The following is a 26,073-nucleotide window of genomic DNA, read 5'->3' as shown; positions in this document are numbered from 1 at the left end:
ATATCGGTGTCATCTGTGCGGCCGGTGATCGACACTAGCGCCAGCGAGGCCAGCAGAATGAGCTTCAGCAGTCTCAACATATTCACGGTGGCCCCCCGGGGCGATACAAGTTGTTGTCTAGGGACAGGTCGCCGTCGAATTCATCCGCACCCTGGCGCCTTGATGCACCGTGACGGAGATGCCGGTTCGATTGTCGGTTGCAACCGCACTGATATCCCAATAGGTATCCTTCGGCGCAGAGTCGGCGAAATCGACGCTGTAACCGTCCGCCGCGGTCATCTGCAAGCAAGCCGGCTTGGCAGTCTGGACGGTGTAGTCCGCCATGCCGTCGTTATTGATATCGATGCTGAAAGTCTGCGCGGCAGGTGTGTAGAAATTGCTGACCGAGCCGATGATTCTCTCGATTGCCTGCTGCGCGGCGGCCGTAGCCTCGATTTTGGCTTGCTGGTTGCCCACAACCTTCAGGTTGGTCTTGCTCATGCGCACGGCCGAGACCACCATTAGTGTCAGGACAATCAACATGACCAGCCCCACCACCAGGCTCATACCAGCCTGGCGAAGCCTGCCCTGGAATGATCGAAGCCTCATCTTCACTCTCTCCGGCTGCTGGGGTTGATGACGCGCACGACGCCGGTGTAGACGTGCCGCTTGAAACTGTCCGAGAAGGGGCCTACTGAGCCGGCCACTCCCATGCTGTAGGTCTTCGCAGCCAACGTGCTGTCGACGAAGGCGGACACTTGCGTGTTGCGCGCCAGCAAGTTGACCTGCACGGCCATGACATTGGGCCAGTCGGYCAGCGCTGGCGTGGTTATAAAGGGAACGGCTGGCGCGCCCGCGCCAACGGCGTCGACGCCATAGTCCAGTTGCAGGTTCTCGATACCGTCGACCAGTGGCGTCGTGACCCAACTCGACGTGCCGCCCGCTACTGCGATTTCCAGGCGCTTTAGCGTCGGCACAGGCTTGCCGCCATCCGCGCCCGCGGTGCAGGTGGTGGCGCCAGCAGCCAAGATGTTGCACGGGCTGATGAAGTAGATATGCTCGATGTAACGGCGCAGCGCGGCTGGCGTGACGCCGTCGTTTTGCACCAGGGTGTACACGGAAGGGGTTGCCGGTGTGGGGTCCGGACCGACGGCCGTCACCGGCGTACCGGTGGGGGTAGTCTGCACATAGACCTGGCCCGCTACGGCAGTGGCAAGCGTTGGGAGGGTGTCGCTCGTTTCCAGGCGGCGCACCACCAGGATATCCGTCCCTGCCACGTGATTTGCATTCGGCAGGCAGGCCGACAGCGGAGCCGGTACGGTGGCTGGAGCGTCGTAACCCTGCATGGGCAAGGCGAAGGCATTGCCAATGCTGGTCGTGTCGATTGCGCACGGATCCGGCAAGGCAGACAGGGCCGCAAACGTGCCGCCAAACTGGCCATAGTAGCCGGCATGCTGGATATCGTCCTCCAGCAGCGTAAATGCATAGCGACCGTTTTCAATCTGCCGGGCGGACTTGTCGAGCTCGGTGCGGGTGCTGCTCTGCTGGCTGATCAGCGCCGCGACACCTGCCATCAGGAACAGGCCGATCACGATCGCGATCATCAGTTCGACCAGCGAAAAGCCCGCGTGGCGGGAGCGCAATCGTAGTGAGGCGGTTGACTTTGCCATGTGTCGAGCCTCAGTTCAGGTTGGCAATCTGCAGYGTTGCGCTGACCACCCGCCGCCGCGTTTCGTCAGCGTACAGCCCCTTGCCGCAGCCAAGGCCCGCGCCCGGCGCCACCGTCTTCCCCATGCCCAGCCAGGCCACGCTAACCAGATAGACGCCGCTGACGCTGTCATAGCTGACGCAGCCGCGCGCGCCGATCATGGCGCCGACGCTGCCACTGGCACTGGTTTCAGCCGCGCCGGCGAGCAGGTTGCTCCAGGTCGCAAGATCCCCGTTGGCCATGGTGTAGGCCTGGACGGTACCAAGGGAGCACGCCGGCGCGGCGGCCGCGCCAGTCCCAAGATAAGGCTGCCCGTTGACTGGATCGGTGGTGAAGGCATAACAGCCGGCGACCGACCGGTTGGCATTGATGCGGCCGATCATGTCCTGCAGCAGAATCAGGGCCTGGGTACGCTGGTACGACTCGGCCTCGGCGCGCTGGCTGGTCAACATCAGGCCCACGAGGCCCAGCAGTCCGACCAGCAGGATGATCAGCGTAACGAGAGCCTCGATCAGGCTGAATCCCGACTGGCGGTCTTCTGGCAGCGGCCTGCGCATCAGCAACTCCCTGCCTGGCTGCTTGGCAGCCCGCTCAAATCGATGTTGATGCAGCGCTGCGGTGCACTGGAGCTGGCTGCACTGATGCCAAAAGAACTGACCGAGGCAGCGAGGCGGCCATTGCCGTTGTAGACGAGCCCGGCCACAGGGCCCGTCATGGTCAGCCCCTGCAACGCCTCGTGCTGGCTGAGCGTGATGGTGCCACTTGTGACCGTCCAGCCGTTCTGCCAGCCGCCCGTCGCTGCAGCGACGGTAACACCGCTATTGCGTTTTATCGCCTCGCTGCGAGCGTAGATCAGTGCTGAGACGACATCATAGCCAGCCGCCCGGATCCGCTGCCCCAATATGAAATCTCGAAAATACGGGGTGGCGATCGCCGCCAGAATGGCGATGATCGTCACTGCGGTAATCAGTTCGATCAAGGTGAACCCCCGTTGCAGGTGCCTTCGCGCGTGCCGCGCTTTTGCCAAGCTGGGCAACATTTTTCCCTCCATGATCCACACTCACCAGCAACTGGCAACGGTGCCGCTGCCGCTGATCCCCTTGGCGCCAGTCTGGTCAATGGTGAGATTCATGCATCCGGTGTCGTTGGTAGCCTGCGCGCCGGTCGGCGTGGCGGTCACGAGATAGGTCGGCGGGGTAGCAGCATTGCTGGCTGCCACGGTGACGTTGTAGTTCTTCGCGACTTCCGTGGGAACGGTGGCATAGCCGAGCGCCGTCATGGTGGTAGCGTATTGACGTGCGTCGAGGTTGTACTGCTCTTGCTGGTTGGCCACCCCAAGAATGAAACTCTGGGCAGCGGAGCGGTTGCTCCGGATCACGTATCGGGTGTACGAGGGATAAGCGATGGCCGCAAGGATCGCGATGATGACCACCGTGATCATCACTTCAATCAGYGTGAATCCCAACTGTGCGCTGACCATGTGCAAAGCCGTTGCCGTCCTCGGTTCACCGGCGATAAACAAACGCGCACCAACCAACGCGCCTGCCGGCTCTCGGCAAGAAGACTGACCCATGATTKACCCCGAAGTACGTTTATTTTTTTGTATTCCAGTTCTTCCGGCTAATTTTAATGTGTGCTTCCGGACGGACTCTGCTTAATTTAGCAATTTGTGTGTGCCTCCGCCACTCATTCGTACGGGCCGACAGGATATTTGTCCAGCACGTCGCGAATTTCAGACAGCCACCGGCTGCGGTGGCTGGCCGGCGCCATTGGTCCCGCCCACGAACGCATATTTCACGTTGCGTGTCTCCCAATGAATGGCACGTCMATGCCTCCGCGCTGCACGAGCGCAAGAAGTGATCAAAGAGCACCAAGAGCGTTGATAACGAGGCAAATGGACGAGCAGCCTCGGCCTATAGGGCCTTACGATCCAGCCCGACGCACGTTAGGCTCCGTCGTGATCGCCGAGGGCGTCACGGCCACATGACTCGCCGTGACTTCCACGTGGCTGGCGATTGCCGCGACACCCAATTGTGGCGGAGCAGGCACGCCATGCTTCCCCACACCATGCCCTTGAGCGGAGGAGTCAGGTACAGCCCGACGATATCGCGCACCATCTCGGCAAACAACGGGTTGGTGGAATATGAAGGGCCCCGGCTCCAATCTGACAACCATTAACATATTTGACAATAAATTGATTTAAGTAATTTTTTAATATTTGATTGGATTGCACTGGCCTGAATTCTCGCGGTCACCGCTTCCGCCAGACTTTTCTCCACGGCACAGCCGGCGCTTCGTTACGCGTGCGGAGTTATCCTCACAACGATTCAGACGCTTCCCCAAATTACCGCACCCCGTTACGCACTAGATTGACAGCCCCCCCTCAAGACATCGCCGCACGGCACCGCAGTGCAAGGCCTCCTCGCAATGACCCTTGGCATMGTGGCGCTCGCGCTGATCACCCACAAGCGCAGCCATCCCGGCTGAATCGGTCCGCGCTGCCCGGTTCAGCCTGGCTCGACCGGCGCCGTCAGCAAGCGATACGCTTGCTCCTGCGTAATATCCAGCCGGTAGTGCCGGGCCAGCATGCGCGCGAAGTGATGCGCGGCGTCCGGCTCGCAGTGCCTCAACTGCTCGCGGTAGGCCTCCAGCTCGAAACGCAGCCGCCAGCGCGGGCTCGCCAGGTAGAGCACGCCCATCAGGCCGCACCAGCGCCAGAACTGGCGCACATGCACCTTCTCATGCTCGATCAGCGCGTGGCTCACGCCGGGCCGCACCAGGATCAGCGGTCCCGGCGCGAAGCCATCGAACCCGCGCGGAATCAGCCAGCGGGACTTGGTCTCGATCAGCAGGCAGAGGGGCGATTTGCAGAAGCGGATCATGGCAGGCGACAGCGGTGCGATGGCACAGGGCGCGCATGGGCGTGTCCAGGCGTGAGTTCCCAAGCCTATCAGGTCGCGCGGGCCCGCGTCCAAACCTGCCTGCCAAAATAAAAACGCCCCGCTTTTGGCGGGGCAAAGAGCAATGCCTGAATGGATCGCGCGTGGCTAATCGATACTGATCTTGCCCGCCTCGATCACGCCCTTCCAGCGCTGGAGCTCCTGCTTCTCGAACTGCTCGAACTGCTCCGGCGTATTGGCGACCACCTCGAAACCGTTCTCGGCCAGCTTCTGGCGCATCTGCGGCTCGTTGAGCGAACCGACCAGCGCGGCATGCAGCCTGGCCTTGACGTCCTTCGGCAGCCCGCGCGGCGCGGCCACGGCTTGCCACGAATACACGTCCACGTCCTTCACGCCGCCCTCTGCCATGGTGGGCACGTTCGGCAGCACCGCCGAGCGCTTGTCGCCGGTCACGGCCAGCGCCTTGAGCTTGCCGCTGCGGATATGTTGCAGCACCGCGTTGACGTTCTGGAACGAGACGTCCACCTGGCCTGCGAGCAGGTCGGAGATGGCCGGCGCCCCGCCCTTGTAGGGGACGTGAAGCCCGTCAGTGCCGGACTTCTGCCAGAACAGCGCGGCGGTCAAATGGTCCGACGAACCGGCGCCGGAGCTGGCGAAGGCCACCTTGCCCGGATTCTTCTTCATGTACGCGACCAGCTCCTGCAAGTTCTTCGCAGGGAAATCCGGCTTGGTGACCAGCACGTTGGGCGCACGCACGGCCACCGTCAGCAGGTCGAAGTCCTTGGCCGGGTCATAGCCCAGGTTTTTTTGCAGGAACGGGTTCACGGCATAGACGCCGATCGACGCCACCAGCAAGGTGTAGCCATCGGCAGGCGCGCGCTTGACCATGGTCGCGCCGATGGCCCCGGTAGCACCGGGGCGATTGTCGATCACGAACGGCTGGCCCAGCTTTTCATTGAGCGGCACCGCCAGCATGCGCGCGATGGTGTCGGTGGAGCCGCCCGCAGGGAACGGCACCACCACGGATACGGCCTTCTGGGGCCATGCCGGCGAGGCGGCCGCGGCGCTGGTCACGGCGCCTGCGGCGGCCAGTGCCGTCGTGGCGGCGAGCATGGCCGCGGCGAGCCGGCCGAACTTGCGCCGCGCGGGTGCGGCAAGCGTGCCCGCGGCAGCTGGCCGGCCATCAGGTTTGTTCATGGTTGTCTCCTGGTTCTTGGTGGTTTTCTTGTATTCGTGGGGGCCGCAGATGCGGCTCACCGGACCATGCAGGGCGCCTTGTTGTTGAAGGTCCAGCCCGGGATCAGGAACTGCATGGCGACGGCGTCGTCGCGCGCACCCAGCCCCATATTCTTGTAGCGCTCGTGCGCCAGCGCGAGCTGCTCCATATCGAGTTCCACGCCCAGGCCCGGCTCCGTCGGCACGGCCACCTTGCCGTTCTCGATCTTCAGCGGCGCCTTGGTCAGGCGCTCGCCGTCCTGCCAGATCCAGTGGGTGTCGATGGCGGTGACGCGGCCCGGCGCGGCGGCGGCCACGTGGGTGAACATCGCCAGCGAAATATCGAAGTGATTGTTCGAGTGCGAACCCCAGGTCAGGCCCCACTCGGCGCACATCTGCGCCACCCGCACCGAGCCCTGCATGGTCCAGAAATGCGGATCGGCCAGCGGGATGTCCACCGATTGCAGGCGCACCGCGTGGCCCATCTGGCGCCAGTCGGTCGCGACCATGTTGGTGGCGGTAGGCAGGCCGGTGGCAGTACGGAACTCGGCCATGACCTCGCGGCCCGAGTAGCCCTCTTCCGCGCCGCAAGGATCTTCGGCATAGGCCAGCACGCCATGCTTGTCGCGGCACAGGCGCACGGCTTCGGCCAGCGACCACGCGCCGTTGGGATCCAGCGTGATGCGCGCCTTGGGGAAGCGCTCGGCGAGCGCCAGGATGGCTTCCATCTCTTCGTCGCCGCGCAGCACGCCGCCCTTGAGCTTGAAATCGTTGAAGCCATAGCGCTCATAGGCAGCTTGCGCCAGGCGCACCACGCCCTCGGCATTCATGGCGGCTTCATTGCGCAAGCGGAACCAGTCGTTGTCCGCCTCGGGCTCGCTGCGATAGCCGAGCGTGGTGCGGTTACGGTCTCCGATATAGAACAGGTAGCCCAGCATCTCCACGGCATCGCGCTGCTGGCCTTCGCCCAACAGCGCGGCCACCGGCACGCCCAGATGCTTGCCCAGCAGGTCGAGCAGCGCCGCCTCGAGCGCGGTGACCGCATGGATGGCGATGCGCAGGTCGAAGGTCTGCAGGCCACGCCCACCCGCGTCGCGGCTGGCAAAGGCGGTGCGCACGCGATTGAGCAGCGCCTGGTGGTTGCCGATCGACTGGCCGGCCAGGAGTTCGCGCGCATCCTCCAGCGTCTGGCGGATCGCTTCGCCGCCGGGCACCTCGCCTACGCCCGTATTGCCCGCGCTGTCTTTCAGGATGACGATATTGCGCGTGAAGTACGGACCGTGCGCGCCGGACAGGTTCATCAGCATGCTGTCGTGGCCGGCCACCGGCACGACGGTCAGCTCGGTGATCACGGGCGTGCCTGCCATGGGCGCGGCGCAAAGGGATGATTGGGTCATGTTGAACTCCAGCAGGAAGAGCGGCTCGCCGCGTTGGCTGCCGGCCCTTGCGGGTTGTCTCGGGTTGGATGCGCCGGCTGCTGCCGGATCCTTGTGTGCGGTGCTTGCCAGGTCCCGACGTGGCTGCTACAGCCCATGCAGCGGGAGACACCTGTTATCGGTCGTCATATAACTTACGACGCAGTATAATGAGGCTATTGCGATCCGGTCAAGCCCCAGCCCATCACCATGTCAAACCCGATGTTTGCCTCCACTCCCCCGCTGCGGCGGCGCGGCCGTACGCTTGCCGAAGAGGCGGTGAGCAACCTGAGCGAGCGCATCCAGCAAGGCCAGCTCAAGCCGGGCGACAAGCTGCCGACCGAGTCCGAAATCATGGCCGCGCTCGGCGTCAGCCGCACCGTGGTACGCGAAGCGCTGTCGCGGCTACAGGCCAGCGGGCTGGTGGAAACCCGCCACGGCATCGGCACCTTCGTGCTGGCGCGCAGCGCTGAGAACGGCTCGCCCTTTCGCATCGATCCCGCCACCATGGGCACTGCCATGGACGTGCTGGCCATGCTGGAATTCCGCGTCAGCCTGGAGGCCGAGGCGGCCAGCCTGGCGGCATCGCGGCGCAGCGATGAGCAACTGACGGCGATGCGTGGCGCGCTCGACGAGCTCAAGCGCACGGCGGCGGGCGGCGAGGATTCCGTTGGTGCCGATTTCGAGTTCCACCTGCTGATCGCGCGCGCCACCGGCAACCGCTACTTCACGGACATCATGGGCCACCTCGGCACCATGGTGATCCCGCGCAGCCGGCTGCATGTCAGCGCGCAGGAGCGGGAGCAGTACCTCGAACGCGTCAATATCGAGCACGAGAACATCTTTGACGCCATCGAGCGGCGCGACCCCGAAGGCGCCAAGGCCGCCATGCGCATGCACCTGACCAACAGCCGAGAGCGCCTGCGCAAGGCGTCGGCGGCGGTGGAAGCCGGCTAGGGCCGGCCTGCCGGAGCATCCCGGCGGGATCCGGGATTTCCTGCTTGCCCGACAAGCGGCCTATGTTGTAGGATGTCTTACAATAAACAACGGTGTAGCTGTATCCCCATTGATGCGCCCCGCGTGTTAGCCCGGGGCCACATCCACGCCGCCTCAAGCGCAAGCTACGGCGCGCGCCCACTTGATCGCAGTTGAAAAGCAGGAAACGCTCATGACCATTACCGGCGAAATGCTGATCGGCGCCAGCGCAGTGCGCGGCACCACCAAGATCCTCCATGCCACCAATCCGGCCACGGGCGAAGTCCTGGCACCGGAATTCCACGGCGGCGGCGCCGCCGAGGCCGAGCGTGCCTGCGCGCTGGCCGAGGCCGCGTTCGACACTTACCGCAACACCTCGCCGGAAACCCGCGCCCAGTTCCTGGAGTCGATCGCCAGCGGCCTGGAAGCCCTGGGCGATACGCTGATCGAGCGCGCCCACGCCGAGAGCGCGTTGCCTGTTGCGCGTCTGCAGGGCGAGCGTGCCCGCACCGCCGGCCAGTTGCGCCTGTTCGCCAGCGTGCTGCGCGATGGCCGCTGGCAAGCCGCCACGCTCGACTCCGCCCTGCCCGGGCGCACGCCGCCGCGCCCCGACCTGCGCCTGCAGAAGATCGCGGTCGGCCCGGTGGCGGTGTTCGGCGCCAGCAATTTCCCGCTCGCGTTTTCGGTGGCGGGCGGCGATACCGCATCCGCGCTGGCGGCCGGCTGCCCGGTCGTCGTCAAGGCGCACTCTGCCCACCTCGGCACCTCCGAGCTGGTCGGGCGCGTGATCCAGAAGGCCGTGGCCGATGCCGGCCTGCCCGAAGGCGTGTTCTCGCTGCTGGTGGGCGCGGGCGTTGCCGTGGGCACGGCCCTGGTCGCGCATCCGTCGATCCAGGCAGTGGGCTTCACGGGCTCGCGCAGCGGCGGCCTGGCGCTGGTGCAGACGGCCAACAGCCGTCCCCAGCCGATCCCCGTCTATGCGGAAATGAGCAGCATCAACCCGGTGTTCCTGCTGCCGGCGGCCCTGGCCGCCCGCGGCGCGGAGATCGCCCGCAACCTGGTGGATTCGCTGGTGATGGGCGTAGGCCAGTTCTGCACSAACCCCGGCCTGCTGCTGGCSRTSGAARGCCCGGCGCTGGACGTGTTCCGCCGAGGCGCGATTGCGGCATTGGCGGAAAAGGCGGCGGCGACCATGCTGACGCCCGGAATCAGCCAGGCTTACGACAATGGCGTGGCCCAGCTCAGCGATATCGAAGGGCTGCGCCGCATCGGCAGCGGCCAGGCCGCCAGCGGCCCCAACCAGGCCCGCCCCGCGCTGTTCGAAACCACGGCCGCGCGTTTCCTTGCGGACCACCGCATGGAAGCCGAAGTGTTTGGCCCATCCTCGGTACTGGTCGTATGCCGCGACCACGAGGAGATGCTGGCGGTGGCGCGCCGCCTGGAAGGCCAGCTGACCGCCACCGTGCAAGCGGATGCGGGGGATCGTGCCGAGGCCGGCAGCCTGCTGACCGTGCTTGAGCGCAAGGCGGGGCGCGTACTGTTCAACGGCTATCCGACGGGCGTGGAAGTGTCGTATGCGATGGTCCACGGCGGGCCGTTCCCGGCTACGTCCGACACGCGCGCCACCTCGGTGGGTGCATCGGCCATCGAGCGCTTCCTGCGCCCGGTGTGCTACCAGAACGTCCCGGCGGAACTGCTGCCGCCCGCACTGCAGGATGGCAACCCGCTGAACGTGTGGCGCCTCACCGACGGGCAACTGGCCCGCGACTGACCCCGCGCGCGCGCATGAAAAAGGGCCGGAAATTCCGGCCCTTTTTTTATCTCAGGCTAGCTGGGCATTACGCCGCAATGCGCTCGATGGCAGCCGGCGCCTGCGGCGGCTGGATCACCGGTGCATTCCCGCGCGAGCGGCCCGAGCTGAGATAGTCGGCGATCGACTCCTGCGTGACTTCGCCCAGGTAGACGCCATCGGCATCGACCACCGGCAGCCAGCTGGTGTTGTGCTGGTACATGCGCGAGAGCACGATGCGCAGGTGCTCGTCGAACGCGGCGGTCGCCACGAACGGCCGCATCGCATCCGCGCACATGCCCTGCCCCGCGCGCGCATCGCGCCGCGTGACGTAGCCTAGCGCGCGCTGCGCATCGTCCACCACCGGCAGGTGGCGCACGTCGGCCTCGTCCATGATGGCGAACGCCTGCGCCAGCGGCATGCCGGGGCTGCAGGTCTGCGCCATGGTGGCGGCATCGCCGGCGCGCACCAGCAGCAGGCGCTTGAGCGTGTTGTCGTGGCCGATGAACGCTTGCACGAAATCGTCGGCCGGACGCGCCAGCAGTGCGTCGGGATGGTCGAACTGCACCAGCTTGCCGCCGCGGAACACGGCCACCCGGTCGCCCAGCTTGATGGCCTCGTCGATGTCGTGCGAGACCATGATCACGGTCTTGCCCAGCTGGCGCTGCATCAGGAAGAACTCGTTCTGGATGCTCTCGCGGTTGATCGGGTCCACCGCGCCGAACGGCTCGTCCATCAGCAGCACGGGTGCATCCGCCGCCAGCGCGCGGATCACGCCGATACGCTGCTGCTGCCCGCCCGAGAGCTCGCGCGGATAGCGCTTGAGCATCTTGTCGGGATCGAGCTGCACCATCGACATCAGCTCGCGCGCGCGCTCGCGGCTGCGCTTCTTGTCCCAGCCCAGCAGGCGCGGCACCACCATGATGTTCTCCTCGATGGTCATGTTGGGGAACAGGCCGATCTGCTGGATCACGTAGCCGATCTTGCGGCGCAGCGTGACTTCGTCCACGCGGGTGGTGTCCTCGCCGCCGATCAGCACCCGGCCGGAGCTGGGCTGGATCAGGCGGTTGATCATCTTGAGCGTGGTGGTCTTGCCGCAGCCCGAGGGGCCGAGGAAGACGCAGATCTCGCCCTTGGGCACGGTGAGCGAAACCGCATCGACAGCGCGCACTTCGGCGCCGTCTTTTTGCCTGAAGGTCTTGGTGAGTTGGTCGAGTTCAATCATGTTCAGCGAATTCCTTTCGGTGTCAGCGCCCGCTGCAACCACTGCAGGCAGGCATCGGCCACGATGGCGAGCACGCTGACCAGCACCGCGCCGATCGCCAGCTTGCTCATGTTGCTCTGGCTGATCGCTTGCAGGATCAGCACCCCGAGGCCACCCGCGCCGATGATGGCGGCAATGGTGGCCACGCCGATGTTCATCACCACGGCGGTACGCACGCCGCCGAGGATGACGGGCACGGCCAGCGGCAGGTCCACCAGCCGCATGCGCTGCCAGGTGGTCATGCCGATGCCGCGGCCGGCTTCCTGGATGCCGTCGTCGACATTGGCGAGCGCCACGCAGGTATTGCGCATGATCGGCAGCAGCGAATACAGGAACACCGCGGTCACCGCCGGCACGTAGCCCAGCGCGTGGCCGAAGCGCGCGAAGATCGGGATCATCAGCCCGAACAGCGCGATCGACGGCAAGGTCAGCACGATGGTGGCCAGCGTCAGCAGCGGCGTGGCGAGAAAGCGGAAGCGCGCGCACAGGATGCCCAGCGGCACGCCGACGACGATCGCCAGGCCCACCGCGGAACCCACCAGCGCCAGATGCTGGCCGGTGAGCTTGAGCAATGTCGGCCAGCTGTGTTGGAGGTAAGTCAGCAAGTCCATGCGGCCCTCCTCAGATCAGGCCGTGGCCGCGCAGGAATTCCTGCGCCACCTTGTCGACCGGCTGCTGGTCGATATCGACCTTGTAGTTCATCTCGGTCATGGCCGCGTTGTCGAGCTGGGCCGCCAGCGCGTTGAGCAGGCCGGCGAGCTCGGGATGGGCGTCGAGCGTTGCCTTGCGCACCACGGGCACCGCGTTGTAGGCGGGGAAGAAGTGCTGGTCGTCTTCCAGCAGCACCAGGTCGAAGCCCTTGACGCGGCCATCGGTGGTATAGACGAGGCCCAGTTCGACCTGGTCGTTCTTCAGCGCGGTGTAGACCAGGCCCGGATCGAGCTGGATCACGTCGCGGCGCGAGAACGGCAGCTTGTAGAGCCCCTTGAGCGGTTCCAGCCCGTCGGGACGCGCGGCGAACTCCATGTCGACCGCGAACGGATGGGCGGTGCCCTCGCCGGCGGCGCGCATCTTCTCGGCGAAGGCCGACAACGTGGCCACGCCAGCGGCTTCGGCACGCTTTCTCGGCATCGCCAGCGCATAGGTGTTGTTGATGCCGGAGGCATCGAGCCATATCAGGCCGCGCGCGGCGTCGAGCGTCTTGACGCGCTCGTAGCTCTCGGCGGCGCCGAGCTTTTCCTCGACCTTGTTGAACACGATCAGCGCCGTGCCGGTGTAGTCCCACACCACGTCGAGCTGGCCGCTTTCCATGGCCTGGCGCATCAGCGTGCTGCCCAGGCCGGCGGTGAGCTCGGTGGTGAGGCCTTTGGCCTGCAGGTACTGCGTGGTCATCGACGACAGGATCAGCTGTTCAGTGAAATTCTTGCCGCCTACGCGAACGGTGTCGGCGTGCGCCGGCAACGCCATGGCTGCCACTGCGGCAAGCACGGCGACACTCGCCAGCATGCGTGCCTGGCCCCGGGCCGCGCGGCCCGCGCGAGCCAGCGCGCTTGTGATGAAATGCATCGGGTTCTCCTTCATGTTCGGTGCGCCCTTGCGCGCCTTAGCGCGCCAGCCCGCGGCGGCGCAGGTAGCAATAACCGGCGGCGGCAAACAGGCCATCGAGGGCGAGTGCCAGCAGCGCGGTGGCCGCGGCGCCCAGCAACAGCAGGGGCTGGTTGTTCAGGTAGATGCCGGGGAAAATCAGTTCGCCCAGGCTGTTGGCGCCGATCAGGAAGGACAGCGGCACCGTGCCGACATTGATCACCAGGCTGATGCGCACGCCCGCCAGGATCACCGGCAGCGCGTTGGGCAGTTCGACCCGGAACAGGCGCTGCATGGCGGTCATGCCAAGGCCGCGCGCGGCCTCGGTCAGTGCCGGGGAAACGCCGAGCAAGCCCTCGCAGGTATTGCGCACGATCGGCAGCAGCGAAGCCAGCCACAGCGCCAGGATGGCGGGCCGCTMGCCAATGCCGAGCACGGCCAGGGCCAGTGCCAGCACCGCCAGCGATGGCACGGTATTGCCGATATTGAAGACCTGCATCAGGCGGTCGGCCCAGCGGCGCATGCACGGACGGCTCAGGCCGATGCCTGCCGGGATGCCGGTGACCAGCGCCAGCGCCATCGACCACGCCACCAGGCGCAGGTGGTCGGCAACGTCGTACCACAGGCGGTCCTGATATTGCAGGATGACATCGACGCCGATCCAGGTGACCAGAGCGGCCAGCGCAGCGAGCGTGAGACACCCCCAGGCCAGCGCCTGTACAGATTGCTTGGACATATTCCCTTCTGTCCGCATGCCAGATGTGGGCACGAGAAACCACATCCGGATTGACGGACGAACAAAGTGGGCTCAGGCGGGTGCAAATGGGGGCCCGCCGGCCCTGACTAGATTGCCTTGCCCGCCATGACCGGCAGATGAGCCGGTGGACGGGCGCCGGGCTTCACGCTGGAGAGCGGGAAACCCAATTGAAAGGACACCGTGCCGGTAAGGGCGAGAGTCCCGGGAGCGGCGCAACCCGCTGCAAGGTGCAGGAACGGGAGGCCAGTGGCAGCGCAAATTTGGTGGTTCCGACGCGCCGCCGGATCAATCGGCCGGTGCCACGCTTGGGGAAGCAAGGGGATGGGGCGGCACTCAAACACGCCTGCCCGGACCCTGCCAACCCGACTTGATTACGCAGCATCGGATGACAACGAGAGCGCTATTATACCCAATTACAGCGATCTTGTCACTATCACGCTTTCTCCACACTTTTGCGCCGCTTTCTGGCCGTATCTATCAGGCTTCGCCCGGCATTCCGGCGTCACTCTCGTTGTTCCAGAATTGAGGCATCGCGAGGCGTTGGCCGTGCCATGGGCAGAACAATCTTTTGCCCGGATGGCCTCTACCGGTTCTGGCCCAAACCCTTAAATTACGAGGGTAGCCTTTGGGGCCGCGCGCCATTGCCGCCATCCCCAGCCAACAGGAGATCGATCATGGAACAACGCACTGCCATCCCTACCGCCCCCACCATCCCGGCCACCGCCACGGAAACCGTGCAGCGCTCGCGCGCGGTCGACCGCGTGGTGCGCGGCATCGCCACCTCGGACGGCRCCGGCGTCAAGCTCACCCGCGTGCTCACGCAGAACCTGCAGCGTCGCCTGGACCCGTTCCTGATGCTGGACGCGTTTGGCACCGATAGCCGCGACGACTATATCGGCGGCTTCCCCGACCACCCGCACCGCGGCTTCGAGACCATCACCTATATGCTGGCCGGCCGCATGCGCCATCGCGACAGCGCCGGCAACGAAGGCCTGCTGGAGAACGGCGGCGCCCAGTGGATGGTGGCCGGCGCCGGCGTGGTGCACTCGGAGATGCCCGAGCAGGAAGACGGCCGCATGGAAGGCTTCCAGCTGTGGCTGAACCTGCCCGCCGCGGACAAGATGACGGCGCCCTGGTACCGCGACCTGCCGGCCGCCGACGTGCCCACGGTGGCGCTGCCGGGCGGCGCCACGGTGCGCGTGCTGGCAGGCGCTTCGCACGGGGTGGCTGGCGCGGTCACACGCCCGGTCACGGAGCCGCTCTACCTGGACGTCTCGCTGCCGGCGGGGCAGACCTTCTCGCAAGCGTTGCCGCAAGGGCATAACGCCTTCCTGTACACCTATCGCGGCGAGATCGCGGTCGGCGCGGGCAGCAACGCCGCCGTGCTGGAAGCGCAGCGCATGGGCGTGCTGGACAACGCCGCCGGCGCCGACGGGGTCAATGTCACGGCCACGGCCGATGCGCGCTTCCTGCTGATCGCGGGCAAGCCGCTGGGCGAGCCGATCGCGCAATATGGGCCGTTCGTGATGAACACCCAGGAGGAGATCTACCAGACCCTGGCCGATTTCCGCGAAGGCCGCTTCAACCAGATCGCGGTCAGCCACGGCGCCTGACACGCTATGAGCCATCGGGGGCGGCATCGCGCCGCTCCCGCTCCGGCATTGGCCGCGGCGCCCCGCCCCGGCCCCCCGCTCTCTCCCCGCCCTACTCTCCCGCATTTCGCAAACTTCACGCCAGTTTCGCGCCGATCGGCCAAGCTGGCCGCCCCCGGCAGCCCGGCCGCCCGCTCACCCGCCCCAAATGCCCGGCATGCGACTTGCAACCTGCTTGTATCCGTTGTGGGGCCGAGAAAACTGGCCTGATCAGGTCGTCCGAACCCCACACACTTATATAATCCACGGTTAATAAACGGCATCACCGCCCAGTGATGGTTGCTGCAATGCGTAACGGCGATCCTGCCCCACGCGCTGCAGCAGGTGCTGCCCGATACAAACATTAACGAACATTGACCCACGTTGCTGCCATAACAACTCGAGCCGCCTCAGTGACCTTAAGCACAACCCCAAGGCTGGCGCTTGCCCATATCATCAAGCGCTACCCCGGCGTGACCGCCAACGATGACGTGTCCCTCGTCGTCGCCCCCGGCGAAATCCACGCCGTGCTCGGCGAGAACGGCGCCGGCAAATCCACCCTGATGAAAATCATCTTTGGCGCGGTCAAGCCGGACGCCGGCGACATGCACTTCAACGGTGCACGCGCCGCSATCCACAATCCGCACGAYGCCCGSAACCTGGGCATYGCSATGGTGTTCCAGCACTTYTCGCTGTTCGATACGCTGACCGTGACCGAGAACATCGCSCTCGGCCTGCCCCGGGGCAGCAAGGCGGCCGCCGGCAGCCCGCAGGCCGGCACCAATATGAAGCAGCTGGCCGACCAGATCCGCGAAACCGCCCAGCGCTATGGCCTGCCGCTGGAGCCGAACCGCCATGTGCACACCTTGTCGGTAGGCGAGCGCCAGCGCGTGGAAATCGTGCGGGCGCTGCTGGCCAAGCCGCAGCTGCTGATCCTGGACGAGCCGACTTCCGTGCTGACACCGCAAGCGGTGCAAACCCTCTTCATCACGCTGCGCCAGCTCGCGGCGGAAGGCACCAGCATCCTCTACATCAGCCATAAGCTCGACGAGATCCGCGAGCTTTGCCATAGCGCCACCGTGATGCGCATGGGCCGTGTCACCGGCGTGTGCGATCCGCGCCAGGAAAGCGCGGCCTCGCTGTCGCGCCTGATGATCGGCGGCGAGCCGCCGCGCGAGGCGCGCGTGCAGACCGAGCCCGGCGCCTGCCGGCTGGCGGTGCGCGAACTCTCGCTGCCGCGCTCGCATGCGTTCGCGACGGAGCTTGCCGGCATCTCGCTGGACCTGCGCGCCGGCGAGATCGTTGGCATCGCCGGCGTGTCCGGCAACGGCCAGCAGGAATTGCTGGCGGCGCTGTCGGGCGAGGATGTGCGCGCCGCGCGCGATGCCATCGCGCTGGATAACAAGCCGGTGGGCAAGCTGGACGCGCGCCAGCGGCGCCGCGCCGGACTGGCCTTCGTGCCCGAGGAACGCCTCGGCCGTGGCGCCGTGCCGGGCATGAGCCTGGCCGCGAATATCCTGCTTTCGCACCAGTCCGCGCCCTATGTGCAGCGCGGCATGATTTCGCCCAAGGCCGCCGCCGGCCTGGCGCAGTCCGTGATCGGGCGCTTCCGCGTGAAGGCAAGCGGGCCGGACGCGCTGGCCAAGAGCCTGTCGGGCGGCAACCTGCAGAAATTCATCGTCGGCCGCGAGATCGAAAGCGGCCCGAAGGTATTGATCGTGGCCCAGCCGACCTGGGGCGTGGATGTGGGTGCCGCGGCGCAGATCCACAACGAGCTGCTGGCGCTCAAGGCCACTGGCTGCGCGTTGCTGGTGGTGTCGGAAGAACTGGACGAACTGTTCGCCATCTGCGATCGCCTGCACGTGATCGCCAAGGGCCGGTTGTCACCGTCGATTCCGACCCAGGACGCCACGCGAGAGCAGGTGGGCCTGTGGATGAGCGGTCTTTGGGAAGGCGGGCCAGGCGGCCGGCGCGAACAAGAGGAGACGGTGCTCCATGGCTGATTTCCTCCTTCGCTCGCCGCTGTCGCTGGCGCCGCGCGGGCTGCCCTCGCGCCGCATGGCCTATGCCTCGCCCTTCATCGCGCTGGCCTTGACGCTGGCCTTCGGCGCGCTGCTGTTCCTGCTGCTCGGCAAGGATCCGGTGGCCGCGCTCAAAGTGTTCCTGGTCGACCCGCTCAAGGACCGCCGCGCCATCGGCGAGGTGCTGCTCAAGACCGTGCCGCTGGTACTGTGCGCGCTCGGGCTTTCGGTKTGCTATCGCGCCAATATCTGGAACATCGGCGCGGATGGCCAGCTCATCGTCGGCGGCATCTTCGCCGGCGCCACCGTGTTGTACTTCGACGTGCCCGGCAATGGCGTGAACGGCGCCGTGGTGCTGGTGCTGGCCTCGCTGGCCGGCGTGGTCGGCGGCATGTTCTGGGCGTCTCTCACCGCCGTGCTCAAGGACAAGTTCAACGCCAACGAGATCCTGGTGTCGCTGATGCTGACCTATATCGCGCAGCAATTGATGCTGTACGTGGTCAACGGGCCGCTGAAGGATCCCAACGGCATGAACTTCCCGCAGTCCAAGGTGTTCTCAAGCGAGTTCCTGCTGCCCAACCTGATGTCGGGCTCGCGCCTGCACGCGGGCTTCGTGGTGATGCTGGTGCTGGTGGTGCTGATGACCGTCTTCATCTTCCGCAGCTTCGCGGGCTACCGCCTGCAGGTGGGCGGCACCGCCCCGGCCGCGGCGCGCTATGCCGGCTTCTCGGCGCGCCGTTCGCTGTGGAGCGCGCTGATGATCTCCGGCGGCACCGCCGGCCTGGCGGGCGCGTTCGAGGTGACCGGCCCGATCGGCCAGCTGCTGCCCTCGATCTCACCGGGCTACGGTTTCACCGCGATCATCGTGGCCTTCGTGGGCCGCCTGCATCCGGTGGGCACCGTGTTCGGCGGCATCGTCATGTCGCTGTTTTATATCGGCGGCGAAATGGCCCAGTCGCGCCTGGGCCTGCCTTCGGCGCTGGGCTCGGTGTTCCAGGGCATGCTGCTGTTCTTCCTGCTGGCCAGCGATACGCTGATCGACAACCGCCTGCGCTGGCGCGCCAAGGCCGCCTGAGCGGAACCCCAAGACATGGAACAACTCGCCCCTCTTATCGCCACCGCGATCAACGCCGGCACGCCGTTGCTGCTGGCGGCACTTGGCTTGCTCATCAACGAGCGCGCCGGCGTGCTCAACCTGGGCGCCGAAGGCATGATGCTGGTCGCCGCCGCGTTCGGCTTCATGGTCGGCTACCAGACCCAGTCGCCGCTGATCGGTTTTGCCGCCGGCGCGCTGGCCGGCATGCTGATGGCCACGCTGTTCTCGTGGCTGGCGCTGGTGCTGGCCACCAACCAGGTGGCCACCGGCCTGGCGCTGTCGATCTTCGGCACCGGGCTGTCGGCCTTCATGGGCCAGCGCTTCGTCGGCTTCGCCATGCCGTCGCAGGCCAAGTCGATTCCCTTCCTGGCCGATATTCCCTTCTTCGGGCCGGCCTTCTTCCAGCAGCACTGGATGGTGTATTTCAGCCTGTTCCTGTGCGGCGCCACCATGTGGTTCCTGTTCCGCACGCGCGCCGGCCTGACGCTGCGCGCGATCGGCGAATCGCCGGAATCCGCGCATGCGCTGGGATATCCGGTGCGCCTGATCCGTTTTGGCGCGCTGCTGTTCGGCGGCGCTTGCTGCGGGCTGGCCGGCGCCTACCTGTCGCTGGTGTACACGCCGATGTGGGTAGAGAACCTGGTGGCCGGCCGTGGCTGGATCGCGCTGGCGCTGACCACCTTCGCCACCTGGCGCCCGGGCCGCGTCTGGGCCGGAGCCTGGCTGTTCGGCGGCGTCACCATCCTGCAGTTCTACCTGCAGGGCATTGGCGTATCGGTGCCTTCGCAGATCCTGTCGATGCTGCCCTATGCGGCGACCATCGTCGTGCTGGCGCTGATCTCGCGCAACCCGGCGTGGATCCGCCTGAACATGCCGGCCTCGCTGGGCAAGCCGTTCCGCCCGGGCGCCGCCTGACCGATCCCGTTGCCGTGCCCGCCCGGCGCGGCGCGGCGCCGTGTTTTCCGTTCTTGTTTCGCTTTTATAAAGTCCGTCAGAGACTTCAGGCCTAAAGCCCTCGTTGTTCAGAGCCACAGTTGCAACCTTAATCAAAACATCGGTACTCGGTACCCCGGTCATTACAAGGAGAAATCATGATCGTCACGCGCAGGAAAACCCTTGCCGCACTGGCTGCCACCGCCGTGCTGGCTCTCGCGGGCTGCGGCAAGAAAGAAGCCGAAAAGCCTGCGGAAAGCGCGGCTCCGGCCTCCGCTCCCGCCGCCGAGCAAAAGGCCGAGCCGCTCAAGGTCGCCTTCGTCTACATCGGCCCGGTCGGCGATGCAGGCTGGACCTTCGCCCATGATGCCGGCCGCAAGGCCGTGGAAGAAAAATACGGCGACAAGGTGAAGACGTCCTTCGTCGAGAACGTGCCCGAATCCGCCGCCGATGCCGAACGCGTGTTCCGCGATCTCGCCGCGCAAGGCAACAAGGTCATCTTCGGCACCAGCTTCGGTTACATGGAATCGATGCTCAAGGTCGCCAAGGAATTCCCGGACGTGAAGTTCGAGCACGCCACCGGCTTCAAGACCGCCGACAACCTGGCCCAGTACGACGTGCGCACCTATGAAGGCGCTTACCTGGCTGGTGTGGTCGCCGGCAAGATGAGCAAGACCGGCAAGATGGGCGTGGTGGCATCGGTGCCCATCCCCGAGGTGATCCGCAACATCGACTCGTTCACCATCGGCGCGCGCAGCGTCAACCCCAAGGCCACCGTCAAGGTGGTGTGGGTGAACAAGTGGTTCGATCCGGGCAAGGAGCGCGAAGCCGCGACCACGCTGATCGGCCAGGGCGTGGACATGCTGATGCAGAACACCGACTCCGCCGCCGTGGTGCAGACCGCGCAGGAAAAGGGCGTGTACGCATTCGGCTGGGACAGCGACATGAGCAAGTTCGGCGAGAAGGCCCACCTGGCCGCCTCGGTGATCTCGTGGGGCGTGTACTACAACAAGGTGGTCGGCGACGTGCTGGCTAACCAGTGGAAGAACGGCACCACGTGGTGGGGCGTCAAGGAAGGCATGATCGACCTGAAGGGCTTCAATACCGTGGTGCCGGATGACGTGAAGGCGCTGGTGGAAGAGCGTAAGAAGGGCATCGCCGATGGCTCGGCTCCGATCTGGAAGGGTCCGCTCAAKGACAACACCGGCAAGGAACAGCTGGCCAAGGACCAGGCAGCCGACGACGGCTTCCTGCACGGCATCAAGTTCTACGTCGAAGGCGTGGAAGGCAAGATCCCGGGCTGATTGCCAGCATCGGTTTAGCGGTTGCCGGCAGCCTGCGCTCGCAGCGCTGCCGGCACGGTGGCGTGGTGCGTCTCGCGCCTCGCCACCTGCCCTGCACGTCCGTCACTAGATGTCCGTCACTGGATGTCATTCGCGTCACCCCCCCCCGCCTGAACGCCCCGTGGAACTTGAAGCGCCGAAGATTGGCCCAAGCTATCTGCGAGTGGCGCAATCGGCCACGTCGCTTGGCGTTTGTGGAAAGTGAAGGAGGCCTCTCATGTGGAAACGATTTTCGGCACTGTGGACCCTGGTGCGGCGCGACGGCCGCCTGCTGTGGTACGCGCTGCGCCATCCCGACGCCCCGCGCTGGTTGAAGCCGGCCGCGCTAGGCCTGGTGCTGTACGCCATTTCGCCCATTGACCTGATCCCTGACTTCATCCCTGGCCTGGGCCTGATGGACGACGTGGTGCTGATCCCGCTGGCGGTGCACTTCATCCTCAGGCGCCTGCCCGCGCACGTATTGCGGCAGGCCGAGGCGCGCGCCGGCGCCCAGACGGTGCGAGCCCGCTAGCAGGCCAGGCGGCTCGCACCAGCCTGCGGCGTCAAGGCAGCAGGACGGTCGTGCCAGTGGTCTTGCGGCCTTCCAGGTCGCGATGCGCTTGCGCTACATCCGCCAGCGCGTAACGTTGGCGGACTTCAATCTTCACCCGGCCGCTGGTCACCATCTCGAACAGCTCGGCCGCCATCGGCTCCAGCAGTTCGCGATGGACCACATAGGTCATCAGCGTGGGCCGCGTGATGCGCAGCGAGCCCTTGTTGCCCAGCACGGACAGATCGAACGGCGGCACGGGGCCGGATGCGTTGCCGAACACCACCATGGTGCCGCGCGGCTTCAGGCAATCCAGCGAGMCGTTGAAGGTGTCCTTGCCGACCGAGTCGTAGACCGCGGCGACGCCCTTGCCGCCGGTGATTTCCTTGACCTTGTCGACGAAGGACTCACGCGTGTAGACGATGGTGTGGTCGCACCCATGCGCGCGTGCCAGCGCGGCTTTTTCATCGCTGCCGGCGGTGCCGATCACGGTGGCGCCCAGCGCCTTGAGCCACTGGCTGGCGATCAGGCCAACGCCACCCGCGGCGGCGTGCAGCAGCACGGTGTCTCCTGCCTGCACGCGGTAGCTGTCGCGCAGCAGGTACTGCGTGGTCAGGCCCTGCAGCATCATCGCCGCGCCCTGCTCKAACGAGATGGCGTCCGGCAGGCGCACCACGATATCGGCCGGCATGACCCGCACCTGCGCATAGGCGCCCGTGGGACGGCCGGCATAAGCAACACGGTCGCCCACGCTCAGGTGCCCCACGCCGGCGCCAACCGCCTCCACCACGCCGGCGCCTTCCATGCCGAGGCTACCCGGCAGCGGCTGCTTGTACAGCCCGCTGCGGAAATACACGTCGATGTAGTTGAGGCCAACCGCCTCGTGGCGCACGCGCACCTCGCCGGGGCCGGGATCCCCCACCTCGACATCAACCCACTGCATCACCTCGGGGCCGCCGGTCTCGAAAATGCGGATAGCCTTGCTCATGTCTCACTCCTTTTCCAGTTGCTGGGTGTTGCCATGTGTTGGTAGCTGTTGCTATGTGTTGATGCCGAAAATACGTCAGGCCGACGCGGCTTACTCCGGGTACATCCGCCGCAGCTCCGCGATCAACAGATCCGCGGTGGCCACATTGGTGGCACAGGGCACGTTGTGCACGTCGCAGGCGCGCACCAACGCATTGATATCGGGTTCGTGCGGTTGCGGCGTCATGGGGTCGCGCAGGAAAATCACCACGCCCACGCGGCCTTCGGCCAGTTGCGCGCCGATCTGCAGGTCGCCGCCCCAGGGGCCGGAGAGCATGCGCGTCACCGTCAGGCCGATTTCGTCGCTCAGGCGGCCGCCCGTGGTCCCGGTGGCCAGCAGTTCGCAACGCGACAGGAAATCGCGATGGCGGCCAGCAAAAGCCACGATGTCGTCTTTCTTGTGGTCGTGCGCAATCAGCGCAATACGAGGGGGGGTCATCGGCATCATCCTGGCCAATCAGAGAAAGGCCGGGCCGGCATGGCCCGGCCGGAAAACGCCCGCGGCGCCGGCACGGCCGCCAGGCCGCGCACGCGCCGCGGGTTGGGTGCGGCAGCAGCTTAGAACGTGCCGGGGTAGGCGCCGCCGTCTAGGAGCACGTTCTGCCCGGTCATGTACGCGGCGTGGCKGCTGCACAAGAAGGCGCAGGTGGCGCCGAACTCGGCCGGCTCGCCAAAGCGGCGGCTCGGGTTCTGCGCGGCGCGGCGCTTGGAGACTTCCTCGATCGACAGGCCGGCCTGCCTGGCGCCACCTTCCATGGTCTTGTAGAGGCGATCCGTATTGAACGGGCCGGGCAGCAGGTTGTTCACCGTCACGCCGTGCTGCGCCACTTCGCGCGCCAGGCCGGCGACAAAGCCGGTCAGGCCCGAGCGCGCGCCGTTGGACAGGCCGAGCACATCGATCGGCGCCTTCACGGCGCCGCTGGTGATGTTGACGATGCGGCCCCATTTGCGCGCGATCATGCCGTCCACCGTGGCCTTGATCAGCTCGATCGGGGTCAGCATGTTGGCGTCGATCGCTGCCAGCCAGGCGTCGCGGTCCCAGTCGCGGAAATTGCCCGGCGGCGGACCGCCGGCATTGTTGACGAGGATGTCCAGGTCGCCCAGCTTGGCGACGGCGTCCAGCGCCAGCTTCCGCCCGGCCGGGGTCGTGATGTCGGTGGCGACCGCCATCACGCGCCGGCCGTGGCGCGCGCGCAGGTCCGCCGCAGCTTTTTCCAGCGCCTCGGCGCCGCGCGCCACGATCACCACATCCACGCCTTCGGCAGCCAGCGCGTCGGCGCAGGCAAAACCGAGACCCTTGCTGGCGCCACACACCAGCGCATGCTTGCCGCGCAATCCGAGATCCATCTCATCGACTCCTTGTGTCATCGAGGCGGCCACCCGCCTGCTTGTTGTCCAGCGTATCCATCGCCTTGCCGCCGCGACGAGCAGCCCGGGCCTTGCCCACCTTGCGCGCCGACAGCAAATATATCCCGCCCATCACCAGCGCGCTGCCGGCGAGCTGCACGCCAGTGATCGGCTCACCCAGCAGCCAGAAGCCCAGGAACAAAGTGGATACYGGCCCGAGCATACCCGCCTGCGATGCCATCGGCGCGCCGATGCGCGCCACCGCCACCATCGTCAGCGACACCGGCAGCACCGTGCAAAACACAGAATTGGCAAGCGAAAGCCACATCACGGGGGCCGGCTGCAGCAGCTCCGCCAGCGGCCGGCGCAGCACCAGATATTGCACCACGCAGCACGCGGTGGAAACGCACATCGCATAGGCCACCAGCCGCAACGAACCAATGCGCTGCACCAATTCGCCTGAAGCGATCAGGTAAATGCCGTAGGTTAGTGCGCTGCCGAGCACCAGCGCCGCACCGAGCCACACCTGGCCGCCGCTCACGTCGAGATCATGCGCGAAAACCAGCACGATGCCTATATAGGCCAGCGCCAGGGACAGCCACTGCCGCAGGCTGATGCGCCGCTTGAACAGCACGGCGCTGGCCAGCAGCACGAAGGACGGCGTCAGGAACAGGATCAGCCGCTCGAGCCCGGCCGTGATGTATTGCAGGCCGAGAAAGTCGAGGAAACTGGACAGGTAGTAGCCGATGATGCCGAGGAACACGATGCGGCCGCGATCGGCCCAGGACAGCGCCGGCAGGCGCCGCGACTGCCAYCAGCCGATCGCCATGAACAGCGGCACGGCAAACAGCATGCGCAGGGTGATGACCATGACCGCATCGACCTGGTAGCGGTACATCAGCTTGGCGACGATCGCCTTGCCGGAAAAGAGGACGGCGCCGACGGCAGCCACGGCCAAGCCGGCGCGCTGCGATGCCGGCTCGGCGGCAGGCACGGTGCGGGAAAGTTGGGATGCAGACAAGGGAGAAGCCGGATAGTGGGGCCGCGCGCCGCTGGGCGCGGGCTGGCCGCCAAGGACGCGAGCCATTGTATTCGAAAAGAAGCAACTGCATCCGAGGCACATTGTGCTGCGCACAGGTGTTGGGCGGCGTGCCCCAACCCGCGTGCCTCAACCCATGCCGTGCCGATGGCAGCGGCGCCTGCTTCCCGTGCCTCGGCTTTCGCTGGCTTTCGCGGGCTTTCTCTATGTGGGACGGCGCACCTTCACGCCGTAGCCGCCCGGCTAAGCTCTGCCAAGGAGAGTCCCGCGCTGCGTGCCGCCTTGTGTCCACCGCAGCCCTGGCGAGCCGGAACCGGGAGACTGGTCGTGGATGGCACGGACCAAAGCAAGCAATACGATGTACTAGACCTGATCCGGGCGCTGGCCGCGGGCCTGGTCTGCCTTGGCCATGTCCGGGCGCTGGTCATCGTCGACTATGCGGCGAGCGGGCCGCATGGCGGCGCGGCCGGCGTGGCGCTGCAGCTGTTCTATGCGCTGTGCAGCGTCGGCCACGAATGCGTGATCGTGTTCTTCCTGCTCTCGGGCTACCTGGTGGGCGGCACCGTGCGCCGCAAGATGACGCGTGGCGACTGGTCCTGGCGCAGCTACCTGGCTGACCGCATGACGCGGCTATGGATCGTACTGCTGCCCGCGCTGCTGCTCGGGCTGTTCTGGGACAGTGCCGGGATCCACCTGGCGTGGGGGCCGTTCTACCAGGGCACCGAGGGCAACGCGGCCCAGCAGATCRATATCTCGCATAACCTCGGCGTCGCGGGATTGGTTTGCAACGCGGCGTTCCTGCAAACCCTTGCCTGCCAGACCTATGGCTCCAACGGGCCGTTGTGGAGCCTGGCCAACGAATTCTGGTACTACCTCTGGTTCCCTGCGCTATACGGCGCCTGGCACCTGCGCCGCACGCCGCAGGCATTGCTGTGCCTATTGGCGGCGCTGGTCACGATGGGCCTGTTCCACGGCCTGGTCGAAGGCTTCTTGTTCTGGCTGCTGGGTGTGCTGGCGCAAGCCCTGGAAGCAAGGCTGGCGCAGATCGCAGCGATCGCGCGGCGCAAGTGGCTGGTGCTGCCGGCGCTGCTGGTGTTCCTGGCCGCCATTGCACTGACCAAGCACAAGCCGTACGCCGATGCCGCTGTCGCGCTGGGCTTCTTCGTGCTGTTGCTGGCCGTGCTGTCGACCCGCATCCGCATCGGCCACGCAGGCTTGTCGCGCCTGGCTACGCTGGCGTCCGGGTTTTCGTACTCGCTCTACCTGACGCATTTCCCGCTGACCCTGTTCATCGCCGCGGCCCTGGTCAAGGTCCGCCTGCCTGTCGGCGCTGGCAGCCTGGGCCTGGCCGCGCTGATCCTGCTGGGCTGCTATGCCTATGCCTTTGCCGTCTACTGGGTGTTCGAGCGCAATACCCAGCGCGTGCGCGGCCTGCTCGGGCGCCCGGCGCTGCCAGCGGCGCAGCGCGGGCAGAATATCTAGCCGCCATGCCGTTGCCCGGCTAGCCAGCCTGCCTGACTGG

Annotated in this window: 25 protein-coding genes; 9 read left to right on the top strand and 16 right to left on the bottom strand. The window is 66.1% G+C overall.

Going from position 1 to position 26,073, the window contains the following annotated elements:
- Positions 1-117 precede the first annotated feature (117 nt).
- The 8 genes from AC1DS3_RS06895 to gudD all read right to left on the bottom strand — a co-directional run bounded on the left by AC1DS3_RS06895 (position 118) and on the right by gudD (position 7,199).
- Positions 118-588, bottom strand: coding sequence for a pilus assembly PilX family protein (locus tag AC1DS3_RS06895; protein ID WP_441639401.1), 471 nt, complete (start codon positions 586-588; stop codon positions 118-120).
- A 2-nt stretch (positions 589-590) separates the two neighbouring features.
- Positions 591-1,649 (bottom strand): PilW family protein, encoded by a 1,059-nt coding sequence (locus tag AC1DS3_RS06890; protein WP_477126886.1) that lies wholly within the window; start codon positions 1,647-1,649, stop codon positions 591-593.
- Positions 1,650-1,659: 10 nt separating this feature from the next.
- Positions 1,660-2,244 (bottom strand): type IV pilus modification protein PilV, encoded by a 585-nt coding sequence (pilV, locus tag AC1DS3_RS06885; RefSeq protein WP_441639403.1) that lies wholly within the window; start codon positions 2,242-2,244, stop codon positions 1,660-1,662.
- Entirely contained in the window at positions 2,244-2,726 is a 483-nt protein-coding gene (locus tag AC1DS3_RS06880; RefSeq protein WP_477126885.1) for a GspH/FimT family pseudopilin, read from the bottom strand. Before AC1DS3_RS06880 ends, pilV begins: the two co-directional genes overlap by 1 nt.
- A 21-nt stretch (positions 2,727-2,747) precedes the next feature.
- Positions 2,748-3,260, bottom strand: coding sequence for a type IV pilin protein (locus AC1DS3_RS06875; RefSeq protein WP_441639405.1), 513 nt, complete (start codon positions 3,258-3,260; stop codon positions 2,748-2,750).
- Between the two features lie 934 nt (positions 3,261-4,194).
- Positions 4,195-4,569, bottom strand: coding sequence for a hypothetical protein (locus AC1DS3_RS06870; protein ID WP_441639406.1), 375 nt, complete (start codon positions 4,567-4,569; stop codon positions 4,195-4,197).
- 165 nt (positions 4,570-4,734) lie between these two features.
- Complete coding sequence (locus tag AC1DS3_RS06865) at positions 4,735-5,700, bottom strand: Bug family tripartite tricarboxylate transporter substrate binding protein (RefSeq protein ID WP_441639449.1); 966 nt, start codon at positions 5,698-5,700, stop codon at positions 4,735-4,737.
- Between the two features lie 140 nt (positions 5,701-5,840).
- Complete coding sequence (gene gudD / locus AC1DS3_RS06860; RefSeq protein WP_441639407.1) at positions 5,841-7,199, bottom strand: glucarate dehydratase; 1,359 nt, start codon at positions 7,197-7,199, stop codon at positions 5,841-5,843.
- Positions 7,200-7,427: 228 nt separating this feature from the next.
- Here gudD and AC1DS3_RS06855 point away from each other — a divergent pair, with 228 nt between their 5' ends.
- Both AC1DS3_RS06855 and AC1DS3_RS06850 read left to right on the top strand, forming a co-directional pair.
- Positions 7,428-8,174, top strand: coding sequence for a FadR/GntR family transcriptional regulator (locus AC1DS3_RS06855; protein WP_254615405.1), 747 nt, complete (start codon positions 7,428-7,430; stop codon positions 8,172-8,174).
- Between the two features lie 211 nt (positions 8,175-8,385).
- On the top strand, positions 8,386-9,963 hold the full coding sequence (locus tag AC1DS3_RS06850; protein ID WP_477126884.1) for an aldehyde dehydrogenase (NADP(+)): 1,578 nt from the start codon (positions 8,386-8,388) through the stop codon (positions 9,961-9,963).
- 67 nt (positions 9,964-10,030) lie between these two features.
- Here the strand turns inward: AC1DS3_RS06850 and AC1DS3_RS06845 are convergent, their stop codons facing one another.
- From AC1DS3_RS06845 to AC1DS3_RS06830, 4 genes are read right to left on the bottom strand one after another with little or no spacing between them, the layout of a single operon-like run.
- Entirely contained in the window at positions 10,031-11,206 is a 1,176-nt protein-coding gene (locus tag AC1DS3_RS06845; protein ID WP_441639409.1) for an osmoprotectant ABC transporter ATP-binding protein OsmV, read from the bottom strand.
- Positions 11,207-11,208: 2 nt separating this feature from the next.
- Positions 11,209-11,856, bottom strand: coding sequence for an ABC transporter permease (locus tag AC1DS3_RS06840; RefSeq protein ID WP_006162433.1), 648 nt, complete (start codon positions 11,854-11,856; stop codon positions 11,209-11,211).
- A gap of 10 nt (positions 11,857-11,866) precedes the next feature.
- Positions 11,867-12,811 carry a glycine betaine ABC transporter substrate-binding protein gene (locus AC1DS3_RS06835; RefSeq protein ID WP_441639411.1) on the bottom strand — a complete coding sequence of 315 codons (945 nt, stop codon included), beginning with the start codon at positions 12,809-12,811 and terminating at the stop codon, positions 11,867-11,869.
- 37 nt (positions 12,812-12,848) lie between these two features.
- Entirely contained in the window at positions 12,849-13,565 is a 717-nt protein-coding gene (locus tag AC1DS3_RS06830; RefSeq protein ID WP_477126883.1) for an ABC transporter permease, read from the bottom strand.
- A gap of 695 nt (positions 13,566-14,260) precedes the next feature.
- Here AC1DS3_RS06830 and AC1DS3_RS06825 point away from each other — a divergent pair.
- From AC1DS3_RS06825 to AC1DS3_RS06800, 6 genes are all read left to right on the top strand, one after another.
- Positions 14,261-15,199 (top strand): pirin family protein, encoded by a 939-nt coding sequence (locus tag AC1DS3_RS06825; protein ID WP_477126882.1) that lies wholly within the window; start codon positions 14,261-14,263, stop codon positions 15,197-15,199.
- Between the two features lie 431 nt (positions 15,200-15,630).
- The gene (locus AC1DS3_RS06820) at positions 15,631-17,220 is read left to right on the top strand and encodes an ABC transporter ATP-binding protein (protein ID WP_441639413.1); all 1,590 of its coding nucleotides are present in this window, start codon (positions 15,631-15,633) and stop codon (positions 17,218-17,220) included.
- Entirely contained in the window at positions 17,213-18,313 is a 1,101-nt protein-coding gene (locus AC1DS3_RS06815) for an ABC transporter permease (RefSeq protein WP_477109266.1), read from the top strand. Before AC1DS3_RS06820 ends, AC1DS3_RS06815 begins: the two co-directional genes overlap by 8 nt.
- Positions 18,314-18,328: 15 nt before the next feature.
- Positions 18,329-19,249 (top strand): ABC transporter permease, encoded by a 921-nt coding sequence (locus AC1DS3_RS06810; protein WP_441639415.1) that lies wholly within the window; start codon positions 18,329-18,331, stop codon positions 19,247-19,249.
- Between the two features lie 176 nt (positions 19,250-19,425).
- Entirely contained in the window at positions 19,426-20,571 is a 1,146-nt protein-coding gene (locus AC1DS3_RS06805) for a BMP family ABC transporter substrate-binding protein (protein WP_477126881.1), read from the top strand.
- A gap of 256 nt (positions 20,572-20,827) precedes the next feature.
- Positions 20,828-21,121 carry a YkvA family protein gene (locus tag AC1DS3_RS06800; protein ID WP_043344566.1) on the top strand — a complete coding sequence of 98 codons (294 nt, stop codon included), beginning with the start codon at positions 20,828-20,830 and terminating at the stop codon, positions 21,119-21,121.
- A 31-nt stretch (positions 21,122-21,152) separates the two neighbouring features.
- On the opposite strand, the gene AC1DS3_RS06795 is transcribed toward AC1DS3_RS06800, so the two are convergent.
- The 4 genes from AC1DS3_RS06795 to AC1DS3_RS06780 all read right to left on the bottom strand — a co-directional run bounded on the left by AC1DS3_RS06795 (position 21,153) and on the right by AC1DS3_RS06780 (position 24,506).
- Positions 21,153-22,127 carry a quinone oxidoreductase family protein gene (locus AC1DS3_RS06795; RefSeq protein ID WP_477126880.1) on the bottom strand — a complete coding sequence of 325 codons (975 nt, stop codon included), beginning with the start codon at positions 22,125-22,127 and terminating at the stop codon, positions 21,153-21,155.
- 90 nt (positions 22,128-22,217) lie between these two features.
- Complete coding sequence (locus tag AC1DS3_RS06790) at positions 22,218-22,604, bottom strand: methylglyoxal synthase (RefSeq protein ID WP_043344563.1); 387 nt, start codon at positions 22,602-22,604, stop codon at positions 22,218-22,220.
- 119 nt (positions 22,605-22,723) lie between these two features.
- Positions 22,724-23,512, bottom strand: a complete 789-nt coding sequence (locus AC1DS3_RS06785) for an SDR family oxidoreductase (RefSeq protein WP_477126879.1) — start codon at positions 23,510-23,512, stop codon at positions 22,724-22,726.
- Position 23,513: 1 nt separating this feature from the next.
- A complete protein-coding gene (locus AC1DS3_RS06780; protein ID WP_477126888.1) occupies positions 23,514-24,506 on the bottom strand; it encodes a DMT family transporter in 993 nt (330 codons plus the stop codon).
- Positions 24,507-24,878: 372 nt separating this feature from the next.
- Between AC1DS3_RS06780 and AC1DS3_RS06775 the strand changes: the two genes are divergently transcribed.
- Positions 24,879-26,033 (top strand): acyltransferase family protein, encoded by a 1,155-nt coding sequence (locus tag AC1DS3_RS06775; protein WP_477126878.1) that lies wholly within the window; start codon positions 24,879-24,881, stop codon positions 26,031-26,033.
- The last annotated feature ends 40 nt before the right edge of the window (positions 26,034-26,073 follow it).

This window comes from Cupriavidus sp. 01L46, assembly GCF_056399905.1.
The sequence above is the reverse complement of the archived record's forward strand: the minus strand, read 5'-3'. Positions and strand labels throughout refer to the sequence as shown.

Bases quoted from the DNA above. Each gene is read 5' to 3' on its own strand.
- AC1DS3_RS06790 (WP_043344563.1), bottom strand. From the start codon at position 22,604: ATGACCCCCCCTCGTATTGCGCTGATTGCGCACGACCACAAGAAAGAC.
- AC1DS3_RS06800 (WP_043344566.1), top strand. From the start codon at position 20,828: ATGTGGAAACGATTTTCGGCACTGTGGACCCTGGTGCGGCGCGACGGC.
- AC1DS3_RS06880 (WP_477126885.1), bottom strand. From the start codon at position 2,726: ATGTTGCCCAGCTTGGCAAAAGCGCGGCACGCGCGAAGGCACCTGCAA.
- AC1DS3_RS06810 (WP_441639415.1), top strand. From the start codon at position 18,329: ATGGAACAACTCGCCCCTCTTATCGCCACCGCGATCAACGCCGGCACG.
- AC1DS3_RS06845 (WP_441639409.1), bottom strand. From the start codon at position 11,206: ATGATTGAACTCGACCAACTCACCAAGACCTTCAGGCAAAAAGACGGC.
- AC1DS3_RS06865 (WP_441639449.1), bottom strand. From the start codon at position 5,700: ATGCTCGCCGCCACGACGGCACTGGCCGCCGCAGGCGCCGTGACCAGC.
- AC1DS3_RS06870 (WP_441639406.1), bottom strand. From the start codon at position 4,569: ATGATCCGCTTCTGCAAATCGCCCCTCTGCCTGCTGATCGAGACCAAG.
- AC1DS3_RS06840 (WP_006162433.1), bottom strand. From the start codon at position 11,856: ATGGACTTGCTGACTTACCTCCAACACAGCTGGCCGACATTGCTCAAG.
- AC1DS3_RS06835 (WP_441639411.1), bottom strand. From the start codon at position 12,811: ATGCATTTCATCACAAGCGCGCTGGCTCGCGCGGGCCGCGCGGCCCGG.
- gudD (WP_441639407.1), bottom strand. From the start codon at position 7,199: ATGACCCAATCATCCCTTTGCGCCGCGCCCATGGCAGGCACGCCCGTG.
- AC1DS3_RS06895 (WP_441639401.1), bottom strand. From the start codon at position 588: ATGAGGCTTCGATCATTCCAGGGCAGGCTTCGCCAGGCTGGTATGAGC.
- AC1DS3_RS06855 (WP_254615405.1), top strand. From the start codon at position 7,428: ATGTCAAACCCGATGTTTGCCTCCACTCCCCCGCTGCGGCGGCGCGGC.